At 63.0% G+C, this 21558-nt stretch carries 21 protein-coding genes and 1 tRNA gene; 11 read left to right on the plus strand and 11 right to left on the minus strand.

The features are described from left to right. Positions 1-36: 36 nt before the first annotated feature. Both betC and betI read right to left on the minus strand, forming a co-directional pair. Entirely contained in the window at positions 37-1566 is a 1530-nt protein-coding gene (betC, locus tag EOC94_RS05795; protein WP_127289078.1) for a choline-sulfatase, read from the minus strand. After that, on the minus strand, positions 1563-2153 hold the full coding sequence (gene betI, locus EOC94_RS05800) for a transcriptional regulator BetI (protein ID WP_095486514.1): 591 nt from the start codon (positions 2151-2153) through the stop codon (positions 1563-1565). The genes betC and betI overlap by 4 nt, the downstream gene beginning before the upstream one ends. Before the next feature lie 225 nt (positions 2154-2378). Between betI and EOC94_RS05805 the strand changes: the two genes are divergently transcribed. Together EOC94_RS05805 and EOC94_RS05810 are read left to right on the plus strand one after the other, a co-directional pair. Further along, positions 2379-3545, plus strand: coding sequence for an acetyl-CoA acetyltransferase (locus EOC94_RS05805; protein ID WP_126102943.1), 1167 nt, complete (start codon positions 2379-2381; stop codon positions 3543-3545). A gap of 130 nt (positions 3546-3675) precedes the next feature. Continuing rightward, positions 3676-4680 carry an asparaginase gene (locus EOC94_RS05810; RefSeq protein WP_127289080.1) on the plus strand — a complete coding sequence of 335 codons (1005 nt, stop codon included), beginning with the start codon at positions 3676-3678 and terminating at the stop codon, positions 4678-4680. A gap of 9 nt (positions 4681-4689) precedes the next feature. On the opposite strand, the gene EOC94_RS05815 is transcribed toward EOC94_RS05810, so the two are convergent. Then, a complete protein-coding gene (locus EOC94_RS05815; protein ID WP_127289082.1) occupies positions 4690-6066 on the minus strand; it encodes a TIGR03808 family TAT-translocated repetitive protein in 1377 nt (458 codons plus the stop codon). 119 nt (positions 6067-6185) lie between these two features. On the opposite strand from EOC94_RS05815, the gene greA reads away from it, so the two are divergent. Next, the gene (gene greA, locus EOC94_RS05820) at positions 6186-6659 is read left to right on the plus strand and encodes a transcription elongation factor GreA (RefSeq protein WP_126102940.1); all 474 of its coding nucleotides are present in this window, start codon (positions 6186-6188) and stop codon (positions 6657-6659) included. Here the strand turns inward: greA and EOC94_RS05825 are convergent. The 4 genes from EOC94_RS05825 to EOC94_RS05840 all read right to left on the minus strand — a co-directional run bounded on the left by EOC94_RS05825 (position 6656) and on the right by EOC94_RS05840 (position 10903). Further along, on the minus strand, positions 6656-7042 hold the full coding sequence (locus tag EOC94_RS05825) for a type II toxin-antitoxin system death-on-curing family toxin (RefSeq protein ID WP_127289084.1): 387 nt from the start codon (positions 7040-7042) through the stop codon (positions 6656-6658). The genes greA and EOC94_RS05825 overlap by 4 nt on opposite strands. Continuing rightward, positions 7039-7269, minus strand: a complete 231-nt coding sequence (locus EOC94_RS05830; protein ID WP_127289086.1) for an AbrB/MazE/SpoVT family DNA-binding domain-containing protein — start codon at positions 7267-7269, stop codon at positions 7039-7041. Before EOC94_RS05830 ends, EOC94_RS05825 begins: the two co-directional genes overlap by 4 nt. 71 nt (positions 7270-7340) lie before the next feature. Beyond that, entirely contained in the window at positions 7341-9464 is a 2124-nt protein-coding gene (scpA, locus tag EOC94_RS05835) for a methylmalonyl-CoA mutase (RefSeq protein WP_127289088.1), read from the minus strand. Further along, the gene (locus tag EOC94_RS05840) at positions 9461-10903 is read right to left on the minus strand and encodes a methylmalonyl-CoA mutase subunit beta (protein WP_127289090.1); all 1443 of its coding nucleotides are present in this window, start codon (positions 10901-10903) and stop codon (positions 9461-9463) included. The genes scpA and EOC94_RS05840 overlap by 4 nt, the downstream gene beginning before the upstream one ends. 261 nt (positions 10904-11164) lie before the next feature. Between EOC94_RS05840 and EOC94_RS05845 the strand changes: the two genes are divergently transcribed. The 5 genes from EOC94_RS05845 to EOC94_RS05865 all read left to right on the plus strand — a co-directional run bounded on the left by EOC94_RS05845 (position 11165) and on the right by EOC94_RS05865 (position 16728). Next, a complete protein-coding gene (locus EOC94_RS05845; protein ID WP_126102936.1) occupies positions 11165-12703 on the plus strand; it encodes a helicase HerA-like C-terminal domain-containing protein in 1539 nt (512 codons plus the stop codon). 176 nt (positions 12704-12879) lie between these two features. Further along, positions 12880-13740 (plus strand): xanthine dehydrogenase family protein subunit M, encoded by an 861-nt coding sequence (locus tag EOC94_RS05850; protein WP_127289092.1) that lies wholly within the window; start codon positions 12880-12882, stop codon positions 13738-13740. Beyond that, the gene (locus tag EOC94_RS05855; protein ID WP_126107184.1) at positions 13740-14216 is read left to right on the plus strand and encodes a (2Fe-2S)-binding protein; all 477 of its coding nucleotides are present in this window, start codon (positions 13740-13742) and stop codon (positions 14214-14216) included. Before EOC94_RS05850 ends, EOC94_RS05855 begins: the two co-directional genes overlap by 1 nt. Positions 14217-14218: 2 nt before the next feature. After that, positions 14219-16483 (plus strand): xanthine dehydrogenase family protein molybdopterin-binding subunit, encoded by a 2265-nt coding sequence (locus tag EOC94_RS05860; RefSeq protein WP_126102935.1) that lies wholly within the window; start codon positions 14219-14221, stop codon positions 16481-16483. After that, positions 16483-16728 carry a MoaD/ThiS family protein gene (locus tag EOC94_RS05865; protein WP_127289094.1) on the plus strand — a complete coding sequence of 82 codons (246 nt, stop codon included), beginning with the start codon at positions 16483-16485 and terminating at the stop codon, positions 16726-16728. The genes EOC94_RS05860 and EOC94_RS05865 overlap by 1 nt, the downstream gene beginning before the upstream one ends. A 311-nt stretch (positions 16729-17039) precedes the next feature. On the opposite strand, the gene EOC94_RS05870 is transcribed toward EOC94_RS05865, so the two are convergent. Then, positions 17040-17630 (minus strand): CGNR zinc finger domain-containing protein, encoded by a 591-nt coding sequence (locus EOC94_RS05870; RefSeq protein ID WP_095486525.1) that lies wholly within the window; start codon positions 17628-17630, stop codon positions 17040-17042. Between the two features lie 118 nt (positions 17631-17748). Here EOC94_RS05870 and EOC94_RS05875 point away from each other — a divergent pair, with 118 nt between their 5' ends. Then, complete coding sequence (locus tag EOC94_RS05875; RefSeq protein WP_127204090.1) at positions 17749-18654, plus strand: alpha/beta fold hydrolase; 906 nt, start codon at positions 17749-17751, stop codon at positions 18652-18654. 98 nt (positions 18655-18752) lie between these two features. On the opposite strand, the gene EOC94_RS05880 is transcribed toward EOC94_RS05875, so the two are convergent. The 3 genes from EOC94_RS05880 to EOC94_RS34040 all read right to left on the minus strand — a co-directional run bounded on the left by EOC94_RS05880 (position 18753) and on the right by EOC94_RS34040 (position 20189). Next, positions 18753-19577: a L,D-transpeptidase gene (locus EOC94_RS05880; protein WP_127289096.1), complete on the minus strand. Its 825-nt coding sequence runs from the start codon at positions 19575-19577 to the stop codon at positions 18753-18755. A 271-nt stretch (positions 19578-19848) separates the two neighbouring features. Beyond that, a complete protein-coding gene (locus tag EOC94_RS34035; protein WP_158302624.1) occupies positions 19849-20148 on the minus strand; it encodes an HAD-IA family hydrolase in 300 nt (99 codons plus the stop codon). Beyond that, a tRNA-Phe gene (locus tag EOC94_RS34040) sits at positions 20111-20189 on the minus strand. The genes EOC94_RS34035 and EOC94_RS34040 overlap by 38 nt, the downstream gene beginning before the upstream one ends. A 268-nt stretch (positions 20190-20457) precedes the next feature. Here EOC94_RS34040 and EOC94_RS34315 point away from each other — a divergent pair. Both EOC94_RS34315 and EOC94_RS05890 read left to right on the plus strand, forming a co-directional pair. After that, positions 20458-20604, plus strand: a complete 147-nt coding sequence (locus EOC94_RS34315) for a hypothetical protein (protein ID WP_164547003.1) — start codon at positions 20458-20460, stop codon at positions 20602-20604. A 61-nt stretch (positions 20605-20665) separates the two neighbouring features. Then, entirely contained in the window at positions 20666-21544 is an 879-nt protein-coding gene (locus tag EOC94_RS05890; RefSeq protein WP_127289098.1) for a branched-chain amino acid aminotransferase, read from the plus strand. Positions 21545-21558 lie beyond the last annotated feature (14 nt).

Raw genomic sequence — 21558 nt, forward strand, 5'->3', positions numbered from 1 at the left:
GCGCCATGAAATCAGCGAGCGAGGGAACAAGTGCCATCATTCGCCTCGCGGAAAGCGCTTCTGCTCTTCGAGCAGGTCAAGGTTCATGTGGTTGCGCATGTAGCGTTCCGAAGCTTTCTGCAGCGGCTGGAATTCCCAGGGGTAGTGAGTGCCGTTGCGCAGCGCCGGGTAGACCACCCAGCGGCGCGCCTGGCTGGTGCGCACGGCGGCGTCGAAGGCCGCCATGTCCCAGCGCGCCCGGACCTTTTCGGTGAAACCAGCAACCAAAGCGGCATGTGCCGGGTCGGCGGCGAGATTGGTCAGCTCGAGCGGATCCGATTCAAGATCAAACAGTTGCGGCGGATCGATCTCGCAATGGATGAATTTGTAGCGGCCCTCGCGGATCGCCACCATCGGCGCGTTGGAGCCTTCGGCAGCATACTCCATCAGCACCGGCGCAGTGCGTTCCTTACCGTCGAGCAGCGGCAGCAGCGACTGGCCGTCGGTCCATGGCGCAATCGCGCTCATGTCGATGCCGGCGAGGTCGCAAAGCGTCGGCGTGACATCGAGATTGGAGACTGGGGTCTCGATCAGCTTGGCGTGTATGCCCTTGCCGGCGATCATCAGCGGCACCCGCGCCGAGCCTTCGAAAAAGCACATCTTGAACCACAGGCCGCGCTCGCCGAGCATGTCGCCGTGATCCGAGCAGAACAGGATGATCGTATCGTCGAGCATTCGCGTGCGTTGCAGCACCGACAGCAATTCGCCGACCTTGTCGTCGAGATAGGAGATGTTGGCGAAATAGCCGCGCCGCGCACGGCGGATCTGCTCCGGCGTGATCTTGAAGCTGTCATAGTCGCTGGCCCGGTAGAGCCGCTGCGAATGCGGATCCTGCTTGTCGTAGGGAATGAAGCCCACCTCGGGCTCAAGCGCCGGGCAGTCCTCGTAGAGATCCCAATAGCGCCGCCGGGCGACATAGGGGTCGTGCGGATGGGTGAAGGAAACCGTCAGGCACCACGGCCGGCGCGAAGCGTCGTCGGAGACGCGAGCGAAATCATAGAGCTTCTGCACCGCGTGGAAAGCGACCTCGTCGTCATATTCCATCTGGTTGGTGATCTCGGCGACACCGGCACCGGCCACCGAGCCGAGATTGTGATACCACCAGTCGATCCGTTCACCGGGCTTGCGATAGTCCGGCGTCCAGCCGAAATCGGCCGGATAGATGTCGGTGGTCAGCCGCTCCTCGAAGCCGTGCAACTGGTCCGGCCCGACGAAATGCATCTTGCCGGACAGGCAAGTATGGTAGCCGGCGGCGCGCAGATGATGCGCATAGGTCGGGATCGACGAGACGAATTCGGCAGCGTTGTCATAGACCTCGGTGCGTGACGGCAACTGGCCGCTCATGAACGCTGCCCGGCCCGGTGCGCAGAGCGGCGAGGCGGTGTAGTTATTCTTGAAGCGCGTCGCGTGCGCCGCCAGTAGCTTCAGATGCGGCGCGTGCAGGAAGTCCGCTGGCCCATCCGGGAACAATGTGCCGTTGAGCTGATCGACCATGACGATCAGAAAATTGGGTCGCTTGGACGTCACTGCGCGCTCCGCCGGCTTAGTTTCGTTTCGAGATAATCCTCGATCAGTGCGATCGCAGTCGCGGCATTGGGCACGCCGTCCTTCAGCGCGCGCCTGATATACAGCCCGTCGATCAGCGCAGCGGTCGCCTCGGCGACACGGTCGGCTTCGCTTCTCGGCAGGATGCCGGTCAGCCCGCTCAACAGATTGGAATGCAGGCGCCTCGCATAGACCTTAAGCAGGCGGCGAAGTGCTGCCGATTTCTGCGCCTCGACATAGAAGGCGAGCCAGGCCGCAATCGTCTCCGGCTGGAACTGGGCGTCGGAGAAATTGACGGCGACCACCGCCGAGACGCGCTCGCGTGCCGTGCTGGCCGATCGAAGCGCGCGCCGCATGTCGGCGGTCAGCTCGGCCAGGATATGCCGCATCGTTGCCAGCAAAAGTTCGTCCTTGGCGCCGAAATAGTGATGGGCAAGCGCCGAGGACACGCCGGCGCGCCCGGCGATTTCCGACATCGTCACATCAAGCGAGCCGCGCTCGCCGATCGCTGAGATCGTCGCGTCGATGAGCGCCCTGCGGCGCAACGGCTCCATTCCGACTTTCGGCATTCTTGCTCCGGCCCTGTTGCGACAAGATTATTTTTTATTGACGGATCAATCAACAAAAATCCAGCCTGATTTTGTGGCAAAGGTCAGGCGCTATGACCAGATATCAAGATCAAGCGATTGTGTGGTTCTGGCCCCTTCACGAAGTCGGCGGAACGGTTCATGCTTGAACAATGCTGAGGCGCGCCGTGACATCGAGTAGCCCGGGCCTGCAGGATGGAGACTGCCATGACAGCATGCATCGTCGGCTGGGCGCATTCGCGCTTCGGCAAGCTCGAAGGCGAGACGCTGGAGAGTCTGATCACCAAGGTCGCAACCGAAGCGCTCGATCATGCCGGCATCGGTCCGGACGAGGTCGACGAGATCGTGCTTGGCCACTTCAATGCCGGCTTTTCCGCGCAGGATTTCACCGCAAGCCTGGTCCTGCAGGCCGACGACCGGCTGCGCTTCAAGCCGGCAACCCGCGTCGAGAACGCTTGCGCGACTGGTTCGGCGGCGGTCAGGCAAGGCATCCGCGCCATCGACGCCAATGCGGCCCGTATCGTGCTCGTGGTCGGCGCCGAGCAGATGACGACAACGCCCGGCCCAGAGATCGGCAGGAACCTTCTCAGGGCCTCGTATCTGCCCGAGGAGGGCGACACGCCGGCAGGATTCGCCGGCGTTTTCGGCAAGATCGCGCAAGCCTATTTCCAGCGCTATGGCGACCAGTCGGACGCGCTGGCGATGATCGCCGCCAAGAACCACAAGAACGGCGTCGACAATCCCTATGCGCAGATGCGCAAGGATTTCGGCTATGAGTTCTGCCGGCACGAGAGCGAGAAGAACCCATTCGTTGCCGGTCCCCTGAAGCGTACCGACTGTTCGCTGGTCTCGGACGGCGCCGCAGCCCTTGTCCTTGCCGACACGGCGACGGCGTTGAAGATGCGCCGCGCGGTCGCCTTCCGTGCCAACGAGCATGTGCAGGATTTCCTGCCAATGTCGAAGCGCGACATCCTTGCCTTCGAAGGCTGCGAGCATGCCTGGAACCAGGCGCTGAAGAAGGCGGGCGTGACGCTCGACGATCTGTCCTTCGTCGAGACGCATGACTGCTTCACCATCGCCGAGCTGATCGAATATGAGGCGATGGGCCTGGCGAAACCGGGTGAGGGCGCGAAACTGGCGCTGGATGGCGAGACGGCGAAGGACGGCCGGCTGCCGGTCAATCCGTCCGGCGGGCTGAAGGCCAAGGGTCATCCAATCGGCGCTACCGGCGTGTCGATGCACGTGCTGAGCGCCATGCAGCTCGTCGGCGAAGCCGGCGGCATCCAGGTGCCGGGCGCCAAGCTCGGCGGCATCTTCAACATGGGCGGCGCCGCAGTCGCCAACTACGTTTCCATTCTCGACCGGATCAGATAAAAGCGGCCCGCATTACAGCGCCCCGCGCCCCGTTAGGGCGCGCAAAGGACGCTGTAACACTTTGATTTTACGCGTGATCCTTTTCGAAAATCGATTCCGATTTTCGAGGTCATGCGTTAGCGGGGAAATCATGACAAATCCGGTTCTGGTCGAAGTTTTGCGCGGCGCTGTGGTCGAGAGCGCGCATCGTGGCGCCGTTGCGGTTTTCGATGCCGACGGCAACTCGGTCTGGGAAATCGGCGATACGGCCCGCCCGGTATTTCCGCGCTCAGCGGTCAAGGCTATCCAGGCGCTGCCGCTGGTCGAAAGCGGCGCCGCCGACGCGTTTGGCTTCGGCGACCGCGAACTGGCGCTTGCCTGCGCCTCGCATTCCGGCGAGCCGGCGCATGTCGAACTGGCGCGGGCGATGCTGGCGAAAGCCGGACTGGACGTGGCGGCGCTGGAATGCGGCGCGCATTGGCCGTCCAGCCATGATGCGACGGTTGCGCTGGCCAGCGCCGGCACCTTGCCAAACGCGCTGCACAACAATTGCTCAGGCAAGCATGCGGGCTTCCTCTGCACCTGCGTTCACGCCGGTATCGCCCATCGCGGCTATGTCAAATCAGGCCATGCCTCGCAGGAGATGGTGCGCGATGCGATGCAAGCGGTGACCGGGGCCGCCCATGACATCGATCATTGCGGCACCGACGGCTGCTCGATCCCGACCTATGCCGTGCCGCTACGCAGCTTCGCGCTCGGCTTTGCCCGCATGGCGACCGGCGTCGGCTTTGAACCCGTGCGCGCCAAGGCCGCAAAGCGGCTGCTTTCCGCCTGCATGGTCGAGCCCTTTCTGGTTGCCGGCACAGGCAGGGCTGATGTTGCGCTGATGGAGGCCGCCCCCGGCCGGATTTTTGTGAAGGGAGGGGCCGAAGGCGTCTATTGCGCGGCTTTGCCCGAGCTTGGCCTTGGCGTGGCGTTGAAATGCGATGATGGCGCTGGCCGTGCGGCGGAAGTCATGGTCGCGGCATGCATGGCCAGGCTTTTGCACGCCGACAAGGCGCTGGCGGCGAAGCTGATCGAGCAGGCAAATCCACCCATCCAAAGCCGGGTCGGCGCCAAGGTTGGCGCTGTCAGGCCCACCGCCGCATTGAGCTGAGAACGGCATTCAGCTCACATGATTGCGCTCGATGGTCAGATGCGCATAGCCGGCATTGCCAGATGAGGCGAGATCGCCGGTCACCGGCTCGGCCCAGCGGTGGCCGACGATCGCGCCGTTTTGGGCGCCATCGATGACATTGTCGGAGATGACCGCCGTTCCGGCGCCCTCGACCACAGTGACGGCGATACCGGTTCCGGCCTTGCGGATGACGTTTGCGGTAGCGACCACATTGCGCATGAACGGCCCCCAGCCGATGTGCATGCCGTAGAGCGGCGCATTCTCGACGACGTTGCCGGAGACGGTGGTATCGGCCTCGACGTTGATACCGATGCCGAAACCGGGCGGATCGGCAACATAGGGGCCGCTGGTCGAGAGATTGCGGACGATGTTTCCTGAACACACGCCCATACGGCCGCCTTCGTTGAAATTGACGATCGAGATGCCGTTGGCGGCGCCATCGATGATGTTGTTGCTGAGGATCGCCCCCTCGAACGAGAATTCGGAATACACGGCGGTCTCGCCCGACCGCGAGCAGGTGTTGCCGGTGATGTGCAGATTGCTGGCGCTGTTGGCGCGGATCGCCGAAAACGCGCAGTCCGAGACGATATTGCCCGAGATGATGACGTTGCCGGCGCGGAACGCATTGATGCCGTTGCCGTTCTGGCCGGTTCCGCCGCTACGCGCCTGAATACGCTCGACGCGGTTGCCGCTGACGATCGTGCCGTCCTCGGCCGCTTGCCAGCGGTGCACGAGGATGCCGCCATGGGCGCAGTCGGACACAGTGTTGCCTGATATCGCCAAGCCGGTGGCTTCGACCGAATAGATGCCGGCGTCGGCAGCGCCTGATATTTCCGAGCGCTCGATGCGGCCCGAAGCGTGCTCGATCGCCAGGCCGTTCTTGCCGCTGCCTGATATCTGGCAATTGTCGATGACGAGGTGAGCGACGCGGCGCAGGTCGAGCAGTCCTTGCGCGTAGTCGCCCATCCAGCGGTTGGTGCCGTCGAACACCAGCCCGGTGAATTCGATGTGCTCGGCCTGTTCCGCCATGAGCAGATGGCCGTTGCCGCCATAGACGATCCGCGATGCACCCGGCACGCCGGAAAGCCTGACACGGCTGGGCAGCGAAAGGTTGGATACGACATAGGTTCCCGGCGGCAGGAACACCGGCATGTCGCGGTCGTTTGCGTTGCGCAGCAGCTGGGCGAAGGCCTTGCTCTGGTCGTCAAGCGCGCCGGGGTGCACGCCGAGGTCAGCAGCATTGATCGAGCCGCGCATCGAGGCATTGTCGATACCGGGCAGGCTGGCCGCCGCTGCCTTGCCGAGCGAGAGGCCCATGACGGCAAAGCCGGCGGTCTGCGTAAGCAATTTTCGTCTGTTCAACATCGGCACAGTTTCCCAGCGTTCGGCCATCGCACCGCAGGAATCGTGCCAGGCCGGATCGGCCCCGGCCCGGTTTGCGGCAATGGCTTGTGAAGTCGCCGCGCGAGGCATAAGTTCGATTAATGAGCAGAGCCTTCACGCGCGAAGAGGATAGCGAAAACGCCATTGCCGGCATCGGCGAGCGGCCGATCAGCCATCACCGCAATCTGGTGACGGAACGCGGCCTGGCGATGATCGACGCCGAACTGGCTGCCCTGCGCGATGACCTGGGCAGGGCGGAGAAGAGGGCCGATCGCGAGCGCATCGCGCTCATCTCGCGCGACCTGCGCTACTGGACCGCGCGGCGTGAAAGCGCCGAGCTTTCCGTGCCGGAACCGGGCAGCGACCTGGTTCGCTTCGGCATGGGCGTCACGCTGGAAGGCGATGACGGCAGGAAGGTACACTGGAAGATCGTCGGCGAGGATGAGGCCGATCCGGCCAAGGGCACAATTTCACATGTTTCACCGATGGCCCTGGCCTTGTACGGCAAGAGGATCGGCGAAATTGCCGTGGTGAACGGCAAGGAATGGGAGATCGTCAAGCTCTCCGACAATTAGTCCTCGACCTTGATGACATGGTCGCGGAAGAATGCCGCCGCGCCGGCCTCGTCGATCTCGCCGGCGGCGACCATCATGACCAATTGAATGATATCCGCCTGCTCGGCTTCGCCACTCAGCCCATTGAAATAGAGAAACAGGTCGGCTGCGGCAAAAGCGGTGCGTTTGTTGCCATCGACGAACGGATGGTTCTTGGCGATGCCGAAAAGATACGCGGATGCTAACTCGCAGAGGTCGGGCTCGTCATAGATCTCTCTCTGTTGCGGTCGATAAAGCGCCGACTCCAGCATTCCTTGGTCGCGGATACCTGCTGCTCCTCCGTGAAGGCGCAACTGCTCGGCGTGAAGCGCCTCCACGAATTCTCTCGAATGATACTCGGTCATTTTGCGAGCGCGCGGTAGGCAACCTCGTACTTTTTCATCCGCTCACGCGCGATCTTCATCTTGCGTTCGAACTCTTCGGCGGTGTCCTCGGTGCGGCGCAGGCGAAGCTCATCGCCCTCCTGGACGATAACGATGCTGTCGCCCGCTTTCAGGTTCAGGCGGTCGAGAATTTCCTTGGGCAGGATCACGCCTTCGGAATTGCCGATCTTGCGAATGGTCGTGTTCATGGTGAGACATCCTGTTGCAACGCTGATTATAACTCAACGTGCTGTCGTTGCAACAGACATTATAACTCACATTACTTGACTTGCAGAAGCCGATCGATCAGCCGTTCCGCCGCTTCAGGGATGACTGTGCCTGGCGGGAAGATTTCCGCGGCACCCGCCTGCAGCACGGCATCGTAATCCTGCGGCGGGATGACGCCGCCGGCGACGATCAGCATGCCGTCGCGCCCGAGCTTCTTCAGCGCATCCTTGAGTTCGGGAATGAGCGTCAGGTGCCCCGCTGCCAGCGACGAGGCGCCGACGATATGCACGTCATGCTCGACCGCGAGCCTGGCGATCTCTTCCGGCGTCTGGAACATCGGCCCGACGGTGACGTCGAAGCCGAGATCGGCAAAGGCAGTGGCGATGACCTTCTGGCCGCGGTCATGGCCGTCCTGTCCCATTTTGGCAACGAGAATGCGCGGCTTGCCGCCGGATTTCTCCTCGAACGCCACGATCTTGTCCTGTAGCCGGTCGACCACCGGATTGTCGCCAAGCGCCTTGCGGTAGATGCCGGAGATCGTCTGGACCGAGGCGACATGGCGGCCGAAGACCTTTTCCAGCGCCAGCGAAATCTCGCCGACCGTGGCGTTGGCGCGTGCGGCGCGAATGGCGAACTCCAGCAGATTTTCGCCGCTCTCCGCAGCGCGGCTCAGCGCATCCAGCGCGCTCTCGACCGCGCCGACGTCGCGTGTGCCTTTCAGCCTTTGCAGCTTCGACAATTGTCGCGCTCTGACTTCGGCGTTGTCGATCTTCAGCACGTCGACCTCGATATCAGTCCCGGGGCGGTGGGCATTGACGCCGACCAGTATCTGCTCACCGGAGTCGATCCGTGCCTGCGTGCGCGCGGCAGCCTCTTCGATGCGCAGCTTGGGTATGCCTTTTTCGGTTGCGGCGGCCATGCCGCCCAGGCCCTCGATCTCTTCGATATGGGCAAGCGCGCGCGCCGCCAGATCATGTGTCAGCCGTTCGAGATAGGCAGAGCCGCCCCACGGGTCGATGATGCGGGTGGTGCGGGATTCCTTTTGCAGGATCAACTGCGTGTTTCGGGCGATGCGAGCCGAATGGTCCGTCGGCAGCGCCATCGCCTCGTCGAAGGCGTTGGTGTGCAGCGATTGCGTATGACCCTGCGTCGCCGCCATTGCCTCGATCATGGTGCGGACGATGTTGTTGTAGGGGTCCTGCGCCGTCAGTGACCAGCCCGAAGTCTGGCAATGGGTGCGCAGCGACAGCGAACGCTCGTCCTTCGGCAAGAAGTTCTTCAGCATCAAGCTCGACCACAAAAGGCGCGCCGCCCTCAGCTTGGCGACTTCCATGAAGAAGTTCATGCCGATCGCCCAGAAGAACGAAAGGCGCGGCGCGAAGCGGTCGATATCGAGACCGGCGGCGACGCCGGCGCGGGCATACTCGATGCCGTCGGCGATCGTATAGGCGAGCTCGAGGTCGGCGGTCGCCCCTGCCTCCTGCATGTGATAGCCGGAGATCGAAATCGAATTGAACTTCGGCATGTGCTGCGAAGTGTAGGAAAAAATGTCGGACACGATCCGCATCGAAGGCTTTGGCGGATAGATGTAGGTGTTGCGCACCATGAACTCTTTCAGGATGTCGTTCTGAATGGTCCCGGCGAGATCCTTCTGCGCAACCCCCTGTTCTTCCGCCGCCACGATGTAGAGCGCCATGATCGGCAGCACCGCGCCGTTCATCGTCATCGACACCGTCATTTCATCAAGCGGGATGCCGTCGAAGAGCTGGCGCATGTCGAGGATGGAATCGATGGCGACGCCGGCCATGCCGACATCGCCGGCAACACGCGGATGATCGCTGTCGTAGCCGCGATGCGTGGCGAGGTCGAAAGCGACCGACAGCCCCTTCTGGCCGGCCGCAAGGTTGCGCCGGTAAAAAGCATTCGACTCTTCCGCCGTCGAGAAGCCGGCATATTGCCGGATCGTCCAGGGCTGCTGGACATACATGGTCGGGTAGGGGCCGCGCACGAATGGCGGCAGGCCCGGATAAGTGTCGAGATGCGGCAATCCCTTGAGGTCGCCCTGGTTGTACAGATGCTTGATGGCCAGTCCTTCCGGCGTCATCCGCTGGCCCTTTACCTCCACCGGCGCCCGGCGCGGCGCCGACCAGCCGATCTGGCTGAAATCCGGGATCATGGCGCTGCTCCGATCGATTGGTCGATGCGGACCGGAAATAGCGGCTCGCACACTGCCACGCCCTCGGTGACGGCGGGCCGCCGCTCCGCCGCCAGCGTTTCGACCGGACGTTCGGTCTTCGACGGGTGAAGCGTGGTGCCGATGATGGCCCGCTCGCCCGCCTGATAGGCAGCATTGCGGCGGGCGGAGGCGGCCTGAACCCGTTTCTGGATGTGTCCTTGCTGCAGGCTGGACAGCACGCCACCTTCCGCCTCGATCCGCTGGAATTCTTCCCAGGCCGCTTCGCAGAGTTCGGCGGTCAGTGCTTCGACGGCGCCCGAACCGCAAGCAGGGTCGACGACATGATCGATATGGCTTTCGTTGGCCATGATCAGTTGCGTATTGCGGGCGACACGGCGGGCAAAGCCCGCCGGCAGGCCATGCGCTATCGTATGCGGCAGCATGGAGATCGAATCCGCCCCGCCGGCCGCCGCGGCAAAACCGGCAATGGTGCTGCGCAGGATGTTTGTCTCCGGGTCTGCCAAAGTCATCATTCGGAAGGACGTCTCGGCATGGATGTTGGCAGTAGAGGCGGAGATCGAGCATGCCTCCTGAACACGCGCCCACAGCCTGCGCAGGGCCCTGACCTTGGCCATCGACACGAACTGGTCCTGGTCGACGCTCAGCGCAAAGCCGATATGGGGCGCCGCATAGACAAGCGGCTGGCGCGCCTCCTCGAACATCCGGAGATAGGAGACCGCCGAAGCCATCATGGTGCCCAGCTCCTGCGCTTCGGTGGCGCCGGCATTGTGGAAGACGCGCCCGTCTGCCTCCAGCAGAACCCCGGGCACGCCCATCGAGAAAAAATGCGCCAGGGACTGCGGCATCGACGCCTGCAGGGCTTCGATCGACATGCGCAACCGGCCGGTTCCGGCAAATATCGCCGCCGGATCGATGCCGAATGAAAGGTTGAGCTTTGCCGGATCTGACCGGCGCTTGCTCAAGAACGCAACCAGCCAGTCGGCCACGGCGCGGCTCCAGGGATGGGCGTCGATGCGGACCTGGGTGCGATTGAGCGGCACGCCGTCCAGCACGGTCTCCAGCGCCTCGGCAGTTCTCGGCAGACCGTAGCCGAATGCATTCGGCGCGCCTTCGAAGACAAGCGACAATCCGGTGGCGCCCTGTGCGACGTCTTCCAGGGCTTGGGCCTTGGCGCGATCGATATCCGGATCGTCGATACGCTGGCTGACGATCCAGGGCGATCTGGGATTTGCCCGCGCGAGAGGCTCTGCGGTGACCGAACGATCATAGAGCGGCTCGATGCGGATCGCATCGTCCGTATGGGACACGAGCTTTTCCTCGAAGGATCCGCCGGCCAGGGCTTTTTCCGCAAGGGCCAGCCACCGCTGCCGGTCAGGGTTCGGAAGTTCGGCATCGTGGTTCAAGGCACCGGCGCCCATCCGCTCTCCTCGTCTTATCGGCCGCATCGGCCTGGAACGTCAGTCTACGGTTCCCAGTCGCAGATCACAATGCAACACGCTTCCTGCGACAGTGAACCGTCAACCGATTGCCAAACATGCGCAAAATCCGCAAGCTCCAAAAATCTCAATTTCGACCATGGCCATTGTCGCTGCGCAATGGCGTCATTATACCTGCGGCGAGCCCGGTTACTTTCAATAGATCAGGGCGTTCAACACTTCAGGTTTGCGGAGACCCGACACATGGCTGACGACACCAGTATTTTCATAGGGGCCAGCCGCAAGCCTGATGACAGCTACCAGCGCGCCGAAAATCTGCTGCTTCAGTATGGCAATCGCCACGGCCTGGTCACCGGTGCGACCGGCACCGGCAAGACCGTGACCTTGCAGATTCTGGCGGAAGGTTTCTCCAATGCCGGCGTGCCGGTCTTCTGCGCCGACATCAAGGGCGACCTGTCCGGTATCGCCATGATGGGCACGGCACAGGATTTTCTGGTCAAGCGCGCCGAGCAGGTCAAGCTCGATCCTTATGAATTCCAGGAGTTTCCGGTCATCTTCTGGGATCTGTTCGGCGAGCAGGGCCATCCGATACGCGCCACCGTCTCGGAAATGGGGCCGCTGCTTCTGTCGCGGCTGATGAACCTCTCCGAGGCACAGGAAGGCATCATGAACATCGCCTTCCGTATCGCCGACGAGGAGGGCCTGTTGCTGCTGGATCTGAAGGATCTGCAGGCGCTTCTTGCCAACATTGCCGATCGCGCCCAGGAAATCGGGGCTCGCTATGGCAATGTCACCAAGCCTTCGGTCGGCGCTATCCAGCGCACCTTGCTGGTCCTGGAGCAGCAGGGGGCGACGAATTTCTTCGGCGAGCCGGCGTTGCGGATCGCCGACATCATGCGCACCACCCGCGACGGGCGCGGCGCCATCAGCGTGCTGGCCGCCGACAAGCTGATGGCGAATCCCCGGCTCTATGCGACATTCCTTTTGTGGCTGATGTCGGAGCTGTTCGAGGAACTGCCTGAAGTCGGCGACCCCGACAAGCCAAAGCTGGTCTTCTTCTTCGACGAGGCGCACCTTCTGTTCGACGATGCGCCGAAGGTGCTGATCGACCGGGTCGAGCAGGTGGTCCGCCTGATCCGCTCGAAGGGCGTCGGCGTTTACTTCGTCACCCAGAATCCGCTGGATATCCCTGAAACGGTTCTGGCCCAGCTCGGCAACCGGGTGCAGCACGCGCTTCGCGCCTACACGCCGCGGGAGCAGAAGGCGGTGAGGACGGCCGCCGAGACGTTCAGGCCCAATCCCGACTTCGACTGCGCGACCGTGATCACACAGCTCGGCACTGGCGAGGCGTTGGTCTCGACGCTGGAAGCGAAGGGCGCTCCTTCGATGGTCCAACGGACGCTGGTTCGCCCGCCGTCGTCACGACTTGGTCCGATCACGCCTGACGAGCGCCGCAAGCTGATCACTGAGAGCCCGGTTGCGGGGCAGTACGACCAGACCATCGATCGCGAATCGGCTTTCGAGATGCTGCAGAAAAAAGCCAAGGACGCTCTGGACGCAGAGGCGCAGCAGCAGGAGAGCGGCCGCTCGCGCTGGACCATTCCAGGCTTCGGCAATGACGATCCCGCCCCCCAGACCACCGGCCGAGCACCGGCGCGGCGCGCATCCAATCGCCAGACGGTGGCGGAGGCGGCGATCAAATCGGTGGTTCGTTCGGTCGGCTCGTCCGTGGGACGGGCGATCGTGCGCGGCATTCTCGGCAGTCTCGCCAGGGGGCGCTGAGAGCATCGGACCCAAAAAGGTGGGAATCGGCCGGGCGCCGAGTCTGAAAAATCCCGTCACGGCACACGTCATTTCAGGTTGGCCCTAGCTGAATTGCCGCAAATGCAGAACCGGGTGGCCATTGTGAGGAGACTCCTTATAACGGTTGATGAGATTGCGATAACCAAGGGGAGACGATGCGTTACATACGTCCGCTTTCAATCGAAGACGCCGTTGGCCAGTTGACCGGCTCGTCCGGCACAGCCGCCATTCTCGCCGGAGGCAGCGACCTGCTGGTGAGGATGAAAGGCGGCTTCATCGAACCCGAGCTGATCGTCGACATCAAGGCGATCGATGGGCTCAGCGAAATCAGGGAAACGGCGGAGGGCTTCAGCATTGGTGCCGCGGTCCCCTGCGCTGCATTGGGAGAGAACGCGGCCCTGAAGACAGCATGGCCTGGCGTCGTCGAAGCGGCTAAGCTGATCGGCTCCAAGCAGGTACAGGGGCGCTGCACCATCGTCGGCAATCTCTGCAACGCCTCGCCGGCCGCCGATAGCGTGCCGGCGCTGGTGGCCGCCCACGCCAGGGCGTTGGTTATCGGGCCCGGAGGCAAGCGCACAATCCCAGTGGAAACCGTGCCGACCGGGCCGGGCAAGACGTCGCTCTCCAAGGGAGAGATCATCGAGGCGATCCTGCTCGACAGGCGCGCGCTGCGCTCCGGCGATGCCTATCTGCGTTTCATTCCACGCACGGAGATGGACATCGCCGTGGTCAGCGCCGGCGTGAACCTGACGCTCGATGAGCAAGGTGTCGTCAAGGCGGCCCGCGTGGCCCTGGGCGCCGTGGCCGCGACGGTGCTGCTGGTCGAGGAGGCCGCCGAGGCCCTCATCGGCAGGAAGATGGACGAAGCAGCACTTGAGCGGCTCGCCAAGGTCTGCGCGGGGGCCTGCCGTCCGATCGACGACAAGCGCGGCACCGTCGAATTCAGAAGAAAAGTTGCGGGTGTGCTGGCCAGGCGGGCCGCCATGACCGCCTATGCACGTGCAGGAGGCAAATGATGGCCGGCGTAGCAGTCTCAACGACAATCAACGGCGACAATTTCGAATACCTTTGCCAACCGGACGAGACGCTGCTCGATGTGCTGCGCGACCGCCTCGGCCTGACCGGTGCCAAGGAAGGCTGCGGCACCGGCGATTGCGGCGCCTGCAGCATCATCCTCGACGACCGGCTGGTGTGCTCGTGCCTGGTGCTTGGCGCGGAGGCCGAGGGCCGGCGCGTCGAGACCGTCGAAGGCATGGCGCATGGCGACACGCTGCATCCGCTGCAGCAGAAGTTCCTCGAACACGCAGCACTGCAATGCGGCATCTGCACGCCGGGCTTCCTGATTGCGGCCAAGGACCTTTTGGCCAAGAACCCCGACCCGACCGAGGAGGAAATCCGCTTTGGCCTCGCCGGGAATCTCTGCCGCTGCACCGGCTATGACAAGATCGTGCGCGCCGTCCAGGACGCTGCCAGCGTGATGAAGGGAGCCTGACGATGAATTTCGATCCACGTTTCGCGGGGCGCAATTTCACATCCGTCGGCACTCGCCCCATCCGTCCCGACGGCGTCGACAAGGTGACGGGCCGCGCCCGCTACGGCGCGGATTTCAACATGGCCGGCCAGCTGGTCGGGCGTGTTCTGAGAAGCCCGCACGCCCACGCCACGATCAGGAAGATCGACACGTCGAAGGCGGAGAAGCTCCCCGGCGTCAAGGCGGTGATCACCGCCGCCGACCTGCCTGACCTCACCGATGGCGATGCCGCCATGTACGACATCCTCGACAACTGCATGGCGCGCAAGAAGGCGCTCTATGACGGCCATGCGGTGGCCGCGGTCGCAGCGGTCGACGCCCGCATAGCGAGGCAAGCGCTGAAGCTGATCGAGGTCGACTATGAGGTGCTGCCGCATGTGACCGATGTCGACGAGGCGATGAAGCACACGGCACCCCTGCTCAACGACGCGATCTTCACCGAGGGCCTTGAGGAGAAGCCCGTCAAGCCTTCCAACGTCACCAAGCGCACCCAGTATGGCCATGGCGACATCCATGAGGGTTTCGGCCAGGCCGATTTCGTCGTCGAACGTTCCTTCAAGACCGAGCAGACGCATCAGGGCTATATCGAGCCGCATGCCTGCGTGGCCAATGTCAGCTCCGACGGGACCGCCGACCTCTGGGTCTGCACGCAAGGGCATTTCGTCTATCGCCAGCATTGCGCCCAGTTGCTTGGCATGGAAGCCTCGAAGCTGCGCGTCACCTCGTCGGAGATCGGCGGCGGTTTCGGCGGCAAGACTCATGTCTGGGCCGAGCCGGTGGCGCTGGCGCTGTCGCGCAAGGCTGGCCGGCCGGTTAAGTTGGTCATGACGCGCGACGAGGTGTTCCGCGCCTCTGGGCCGACAAGTGCCACCTCGATCGACGTCAAGATCGGTGCCCGCAAGGACGGCACGATCACCGCAGCCGAGGCGACCTTGCGCTATTCCTGCGGCCCCTATGCCGGCATGTGGGCCGAGATCGGTGCCATGACCGCGTTTGCCTGCTACAGGCTCGAGAACGTCAAGACGGTCGGCTATGAAGTTCTGGTCAACCGGCCGAAGACCGCCGCCTATCGCGCGCCGTCAGCGCCGATGGCTGCCTTCGCGGTGGAGAGCGCAATCGACGAACTGGCCAAGGAGATCGGCATGGACCCGGTCGAATTCCGGATCAGAAACGCCGCGCAGGAGGGCACCAGATCGTCCTACGGCCCGGTATATGGCCCGATCGGCATCGGCCCGACGCTCGAAGCGGCGAAGAACCACCCGCACATGAAGGCTCCGCTCGGCAAGAACCAGGGCCGCGGCATGGCTTGCGGCTTCTGGTTCAACTTCGGCGGCCAGACCTGTACGGACCTCAACATCGGCATGGACGGCTCGGTCTCGCTTGCCGTCGGAACCGTTGACGTCGGCGGCTCGCGCGCTTCGCTGTCGCTGGTGGCCGCGGAAGAACTTGGCATCGCCTATGAGCAGGTCAAGGCGGTGGTCGCCGATACTTCCAGCCTCGGTTACAATGATATGACGGACGGCAGTCGGGGCACCTTCTCGTCCTCCATGGCGACGATCTCGGCCGCCCGCAACGCAATCAAGGTCCTGCGGGAACGCGCCGCGCAGATGTGGGACATTTCCGTCGACGACGTGGCCTGGGAACAGGGCCATGCGGTCGCCAAGGGCGAGAAGCACGGCAACCTCGGAAAGCTGTCGCTGAAGGAGATCGCGGCCGAGTCGGGCAAAACTGGAGGGCCGATTGCCGGCCACAGCGAACTCGTCGCCGATGGCGCGGGCGTCTCCTTCGCCACCCATATCTGCGATATCGAGGTCGATCCCGAGACCGGCGCCACGAAGGTGCTGCGCTACACCGTCGTCCAGGACGCCGGCAAGGCGGTGCACCCGACCTATGTGGAGGGACAGTACCAGGGGGGCGCCGCGCAAGGCATCGGCTGGGCGCTCAACGAGGAGTATATCTACGGCAAGGACGGGCGGCTTCAGAATGCTGGCTTCCTCGACTACCGCATCCCGGTCTGCTCGGACCTGCCGATGATCGACACGCAGATCCTCGAGATCCCCAACCCCAACCACCCTTACGGGGTGCGCGGCGTCGGCGAGACATCGATCGTGCCGCCGCTGGCGGCGATCGCCAATGCGGTGTCGAACGCCGCGGGCGTGCGGATGACGCATATCCCGATGTCGCCGCCGCGCATCCTGGCGGCGATCGAGGCCGAACGGGCAGGCTGATGGTTGAAGTGACGCTCTGGGGATCGCTTGGCGCGGCCGCCGGAGGCAAGAACAAGGTCGACATCGAAGCAAAGGACATAAGGGAGCTGTTCAGGAAGCTGGCTGAACAGTATCCCGGCCTGGAGCCCTTGATCGATCGCGGCATTGCCGTCGCCATAGACGGGACGATCTATCGCGATACCTGGTCGAAGGAATTGCCAGAAAGTGCTGAAATTTTCCTGCTGCCGCGTCTTGCCGGAGGATGACTGGACAACCGTGTTGACCTGCCATGTAGGCTCGAGAAACCTCCGTTATTCACGAGAGTTCTTGGCCAGTTCAGCCGGCGAGTTCGGCTCCTTTTTGATGACTGCTTCTGGGCCGAAGCAGGATTGGCAGCTTTGAGGCTTGATTTCTTGGAAGCGGACCTTCAGCCTTCCGCGGGCCTCGACGTGGTCCGAACCTGAGCAGCCATAGCGCATTTGCGCAACTGGACGCGGTAGCGCCAAGATAGATGTGGCGGCCGACGGCATCCGCTGTGGTCTTGTCTCTGCCGCTACATCACGATGAAGCCGTTCGGTTAGGCATGCTCCCTGTGGCGCGATACCTTCTCGCGGTTTCCGCAAGTCCGCATGCTGCACCAGCGGCGTTTCCCGCCTCGCGACGTGTCCAGGAAAAGCCAGCCGCAGCGCGGACAGGAGCGCAGCCTTTCCCGCGACAGGGTGAAGAAGGCTTCCACCGACAGCACGGCCAGGAAGGCCGTGACGGCGGCCGGGTTCCGCCACTCGACCAAAGTGAGTTCCGGTCGCGCGTCGGTCGGTAAGATGGACCCGGCGGCAAGCCCGCTTGCCGCACCGGAAAACAGGAAGCTCAGCGCCTCCATCGCGGGGGGCCGGCCCGCGGCGATCGCCCCGAAGACCCGGGCCGACGCCTCCCGCACCGCGTGGACCCGTTCGATGAGCGGTTCGCCCGTTATGCTGGCGACCGCTTCTGCCTGGCGAGCATCTGCAAGCCCCGATGCCTTGAACCAGTTTCCGATGTCCCGGGCGGATTTAAGCAGTTCGTTATCCTGCTCGGGCACCCGCCGATTGAACACGGCGTTCGCCAGGTCGAGGGCGGGGTGCCCGCCAATGAAGTGCTCCTGCACCCATTGCGTATGTGCGTTCGCCACGGAACCTAACCTCGTCTGACCTGTTATCCGGTTACAAGCACTGTAACCGCTATAATATGGAAATCCGGTTTCGAGGCCAGGGCGATGTCACGTCCGGCACGAGAAGGAGGAATGAGAGATGCAAAACCATCACCACAAGACCCGCCACGAGACCATCGATGTCAAAGGCCTGGACATCTTCTACCGGCATGCCGGCGACCCGGCGAGGTCGGCGATCCTGCTGCTGCACGGCTATCCGACCTCGTCTTACATGTATCGCAACATCATCGAGCCATTGGCGGAAACCGCCTATGTCCTTGCGCCGGATCTGCCTGGTTTCGGCTACTCCTCCGCGCCATCCGCCGATGCCTACGACTACACGTTCGAGAACATTGCCGACACGATCGACGCGTTCCTCGCTGCGCTGGACCTCGAGGGATTCTTCCTGTTTATCCACGATTTCGGCACCCCGGTAGGCTATCACCTCGCAACACGCCGGCCGGACCGCATCCGTGGTCTGATCGTCCAGAACGGCAATGCGCATGAGGAGGGGCTGGGGCAGGGATGGGACGCCCCGAAGGCGTTCTTTGCCGACCCGACCGAGGAGAACAGGGCCAAGCTCCCCGACTGGATGAATTTCGAGACGACCCGATACCAGTATGTCGGAGAGCAGCCGGAGCGCCTGGCGTCTCTCTATCCTCCCGAGGGTTGGCATCTCGACTGGGAGCGTCTGTCGCGGCCCGGAATCATCGATATCCAGTTCAAGATCTTCTCCGATTACGGGTCGCACATTGCGCGTTTCCCGACCATCCGGGCCTACCACTCCGAGCATCAGCCGCCGTGCCTTCTGCTTTGGGGTAGGCACGATCCCTTCTTTGATATCAACGAGATCATGGCATACAACCGCACCCTTGATGCGCTGGAGATCCACGTCTTCGAAAGCGGACACCAGCTTTTGGAAACCCATCATAGAGAATGCGCGGCTCTTGTGAGCCGCTTCATGCTCGACGTGGACGCCGGCGTGTTTCGAGATTCCGCCAATTGACGGCGGCAGAGAACTCGGCGGGGTGCGTGAATGCTTTGGCGTGTCCGGATCGACAGTGAGAAGGGCGAATGTCCGCTCCTCCAGCACTTTCGACCAGCTCAGAAAATCGAGTCCGAGATTGTTCTGGCCGCGCCGAGCAGGATCGATCCTTCCGGCACGCCGTCATCGATCGGAATGGCCTTCCGGTTTGCTGGGGCATCCATCGGTTCACCGATACCGGAGGTAACGATCACCGGCGCCTTGCCGGGCACGCGGTCGTAGAGATCGATAATGTCCTGATTTATCAAGCGAACGCAGCCAGATGACACCGATTTACCTATGGAGTTCCACTCCGGCGAGCCGTGCAGGCGGTAAAGTGTGTCCTGGTTGCCCTGGAAGAGATACAGCGCACGCGCGCCGAGCGGGTTCGTGAGGCCGCCGGGCATGCCGCCATTGTCGGCGCTGTATTTTGCGAGCTCAGGCTGCCGGGCAATCATTTCGTCCGGCGGGGTCCATTTCGGCCATTTCTGCTTCCATTGGACGACGGCGTCGCCCGACCATTCGAAACCGGCACGACCCAGTCCGACGCCATAACGGATGGCTTGTCCGCCCGGACGCACGAGATAGAGGTGGTGGCCGGCCGTATCGACGACGATGGTGCCGGGCCGTTGGCCGGTCGGATCGGGAACGATCTGACGCAGAAATTGCTCGTCGATTTTCTCGAACGGTATGCCCGGGAGGTCGAACCCACCGTCGCTGACCGGAGCGTACATTGTTGCATAGTCCAGGAGCGGTGGCTCGACATTGGCTGGCGGCGGAGGCTCAACCGGCTGCCCTCCCACCGTGGTGCAGGCGGAAACCGCAATCGAGGCGGCGCCGAGCGCAGCGGCGTTGAGAAAGCCGCGACGGCTCAGGCGATAGGATTCGATTTCGGTTGTGGACATGGTTGCCTTTTTTTAGGTCTCAAATCGAAACAAAACATGAATACGCCGATCGGTACGGCGCCAGCCCTACCAATGCCCCGGCGCGATAGGCGGTTCCGATTCTGGCCTGAGGGTGGACAAACAAAGGCAAAGCTGTGACGGCGCCGCCGCTGTTGCACCGAGGCAACAGGCCTACGGCGCCGCGTCCATTTGGACGCGTAAAGGACGCTGTGGCACTTTTACTTTGCCCCCGATCCTTTCCAAAAATCGATTCCGACTTTGGGGTCATGCGCTAGCCTCCGGCCAACAGGCCTTCGAGCGAGGGCAGGATCAGGGCCGGCGGAAAGTCCCGGTATTCCTCGGGCTGGTTGGAGCGGTTGATCCAGACTGTCCGGAAGCCGAATTTGGTCGCGCCGGCGACGTCCCAGCGGTTGGATGACTGAAACGACACCGCGCCCGGATAGAGGCGCCAGCCTGTCGTGATCAAGTCGTAGACCGACGGATCGGTCTTGAAGCGCCTGACGGCATCGACGGAATAGATGTCGTCCAGAACCTGGTCGAGCGCGGCGGATTTGACCGCCGCTTCCAGCATTTCAGGCGAGCCGTTGGAGAGGATCGCCAGTCTCGCGCCCGATGCCTTGAGCGCCTTGAGCACGGCCGGCACCTCCGGATAGCAGTCGAGCCGCCAATAGGCGTCGAGCAGCTTGGCCCTGAGCCCCTTGTCTGCGGAGGGAACCTTACGCAAGGCGAAATCGAGCGCCTGCTCGGTGAGTTGCCAGAAATCGGCGTAGGCGCCCATCAGCGTCCTCACCCAGGAATATTCCAGCTGCTTGGCGCGCCAGATCTCCGAAAGCAGCTGGCCGTCTGGCCCGATCTGGTCGGCATGACGGCGTACGGCGGCATGCACGTCGAACAGCGTGCCGTAGGCGTCGAAAACGTAAGCCGCATGGTGCATGATGACAGTTTTGCGGCGAGGCAGGGCAAGGCGCAAGCACAGATTGCAGTTCACATAGCGCTGGCCTCAACAAATCTCAGCGATGCCCGTTGACGGCAGACGCCAAAGCATCTTCCATTGGCGACACAGGACAGCTCTGAAACGGAACCAAGCGATGACACTGGCGACTGCGGCGCAATCCGCGACATGGACCTTCGTGGACGGCGACTGGCACGAAGGCAACGTCGCCATTCTGGGGCCGCGCAGCCATGCCATGTGGCTCGGCACCAGCGTGTTCGACGGCGCCCGCTGGTTCGAGGGCGTCGCCCCCGACCTCGATCGCCACGCCGCGAGGGTGAACGCCTCGGCGATCGCGCTCGGCCTCAAACCATCCATGAGCACCGAAAAAATCGTCGGGCTAACCTGGGACGGGCTGAAGAAGTTCGATGGCAAGACGGCGGTCTACATAAGGCCGATGTACTGGGCCGAGCATGGTGGTTACATGGGCGTGCCGGCCGATCCGGCCTCGACCCGTTTCTGCCTTTGCCTCTACGAATCGCCGATGATCTCGCCAGCGGGCTTTTCGGTCACCGTCTCGCCGTTCCGGCGCCCGACCATCGAAACCATGCCGACCAATGCCAAGGCCGGTTGCCTCTATCCCAACAACGGCCGTGCCATCCTCGAAGCCAAGATGCGCGGCTTCGACAACGCCTTGGTGCTCGACATGTTGGGCAATGTCGCCGAGACCGGAACCTCGAACATTTTCCTGGTCAAGGACGGCCATGTCCTGACGCCGGCGCCGAATGGCACGTTCCTGTCCGGCATCACCCGCTCGCGGACGATGACGCTGCTTGGCGAGTACGGGTTCAAGACCACCGAGAAGACGCTGTCGGTGCGCGATTTCCTCGAAGCAGACGAGATATTCTCGACGGGAAACCATTCGAAAGTCGTGCCGGTCACCCGCATCGAGGACCGCAATCTACAACCCGGGCCTGTAGCCAAGAAGGCGCGCGAACTCTATTGGGATTGGGCGCATTCGACTTCGGCCGGCTGACTGGCTAAAAAGGG

This window comes from Mesorhizobium sp. M6A.T.Ce.TU.016.01.1.1, from assembly GCF_003997065.1.
GTDB classification, from domain to species: domain Bacteria; phylum Pseudomonadota; class Alphaproteobacteria; order Rhizobiales; family Rhizobiaceae; genus Mesorhizobium; species Mesorhizobium mediterraneum.

Bases quoted from the DNA above. Each gene is read 5' to 3' on its own strand.
- EOC94_RS05865 (WP_127289094.1), top strand. From the start codon at position 16,483: ATGGTTGAAGTGACGCTCTGGGGATCGCTTGGCGCGGCCGCCGGAGGC.
- greA (WP_126102940.1), top strand. From the start codon at position 6,186: ATGAGCAGAGCCTTCACGCGCGAAGAGGATAGCGAAAACGCCATTGCC.
- EOC94_RS05815 (WP_127289082.1), bottom strand. From the start codon at position 6,066: ATGTTGAACAGACGAAAATTGCTTACGCAGACCGCCGGCTTTGCCGTC.
- EOC94_RS34315 (WP_164547003.1), top strand. From the start codon at position 20,458: ATGCACGTCGAACAGCGTGCCGTAGGCGTCGAAAACGTAAGCCGCATG.
- EOC94_RS05875 (WP_127204090.1), top strand. From the start codon at position 17,749: ATGCAAAACCATCACCACAAGACCCGCCACGAGACCATCGATGTCAAA.
- EOC94_RS05830 (WP_127289086.1), bottom strand. From the start codon at position 7,269: ATGAACACGACCATTCGCAAGATCGGCAATTCCGAAGGCGTGATCCTG.
- EOC94_RS34035 (WP_158302624.1), bottom strand. From the start codon at position 20,148: ATGCTGGAAGCGGCGGTCAAATCCGCCGCGCTCGACCAGGTTCTGGAC.
- EOC94_RS05855 (WP_126107184.1), top strand. From the start codon at position 13,740: ATGGCCGGCGTAGCAGTCTCAACGACAATCAACGGCGACAATTTCGAA.
- EOC94_RS05845 (WP_126102936.1), top strand. From the start codon at position 11,165: ATGGCTGACGACACCAGTATTTTCATAGGGGCCAGCCGCAAGCCTGAT.
- EOC94_RS05880 (WP_127289096.1), bottom strand. From the start codon at position 19,577: ATGTCCACAACCGAAATCGAATCCTATCGCCTGAGCCGTCGCGGCTTT.
- EOC94_RS05850 (WP_127289092.1), top strand. From the start codon at position 12,880: ATGCGTTACATACGTCCGCTTTCAATCGAAGACGCCGTTGGCCAGTTG.
- EOC94_RS05890 (WP_127289098.1), top strand. From the start codon at position 20,666: ATGACACTGGCGACTGCGGCGCAATCCGCGACATGGACCTTCGTGGAC.
- EOC94_RS05840 (WP_127289090.1), bottom strand. From the start codon at position 10,903: ATGGGCGCCGGTGCCTTGAACCACGATGCCGAACTTCCGAACCCTGAC.
- EOC94_RS05825 (WP_127289084.1), bottom strand. From the start codon at position 7,042: ATGACCGAGTATCATTCGAGAGAATTCGTGGAGGCGCTTCACGCCGAG.
- scpA (WP_127289088.1), bottom strand. From the start codon at position 9,464: ATGATCCCGGATTTCAGCCAGATCGGCTGGTCGGCGCCGCGCCGGGCG.
- EOC94_RS05810 (WP_127289080.1), top strand. From the start codon at position 3,676: ATGACAAATCCGGTTCTGGTCGAAGTTTTGCGCGGCGCTGTGGTCGAG.
- betI (WP_095486514.1), bottom strand. From the start codon at position 2,153: ATGCCGAAAGTCGGAATGGAGCCGTTGCGCCGCAGGGCGCTCATCGAC.
- EOC94_RS05860 (WP_126102935.1), top strand. From the start codon at position 14,219: ATGAATTTCGATCCACGTTTCGCGGGGCGCAATTTCACATCCGTCGGC.
- EOC94_RS05805 (WP_126102943.1), top strand. From the start codon at position 2,379: ATGACAGCATGCATCGTCGGCTGGGCGCATTCGCGCTTCGGCAAGCTC.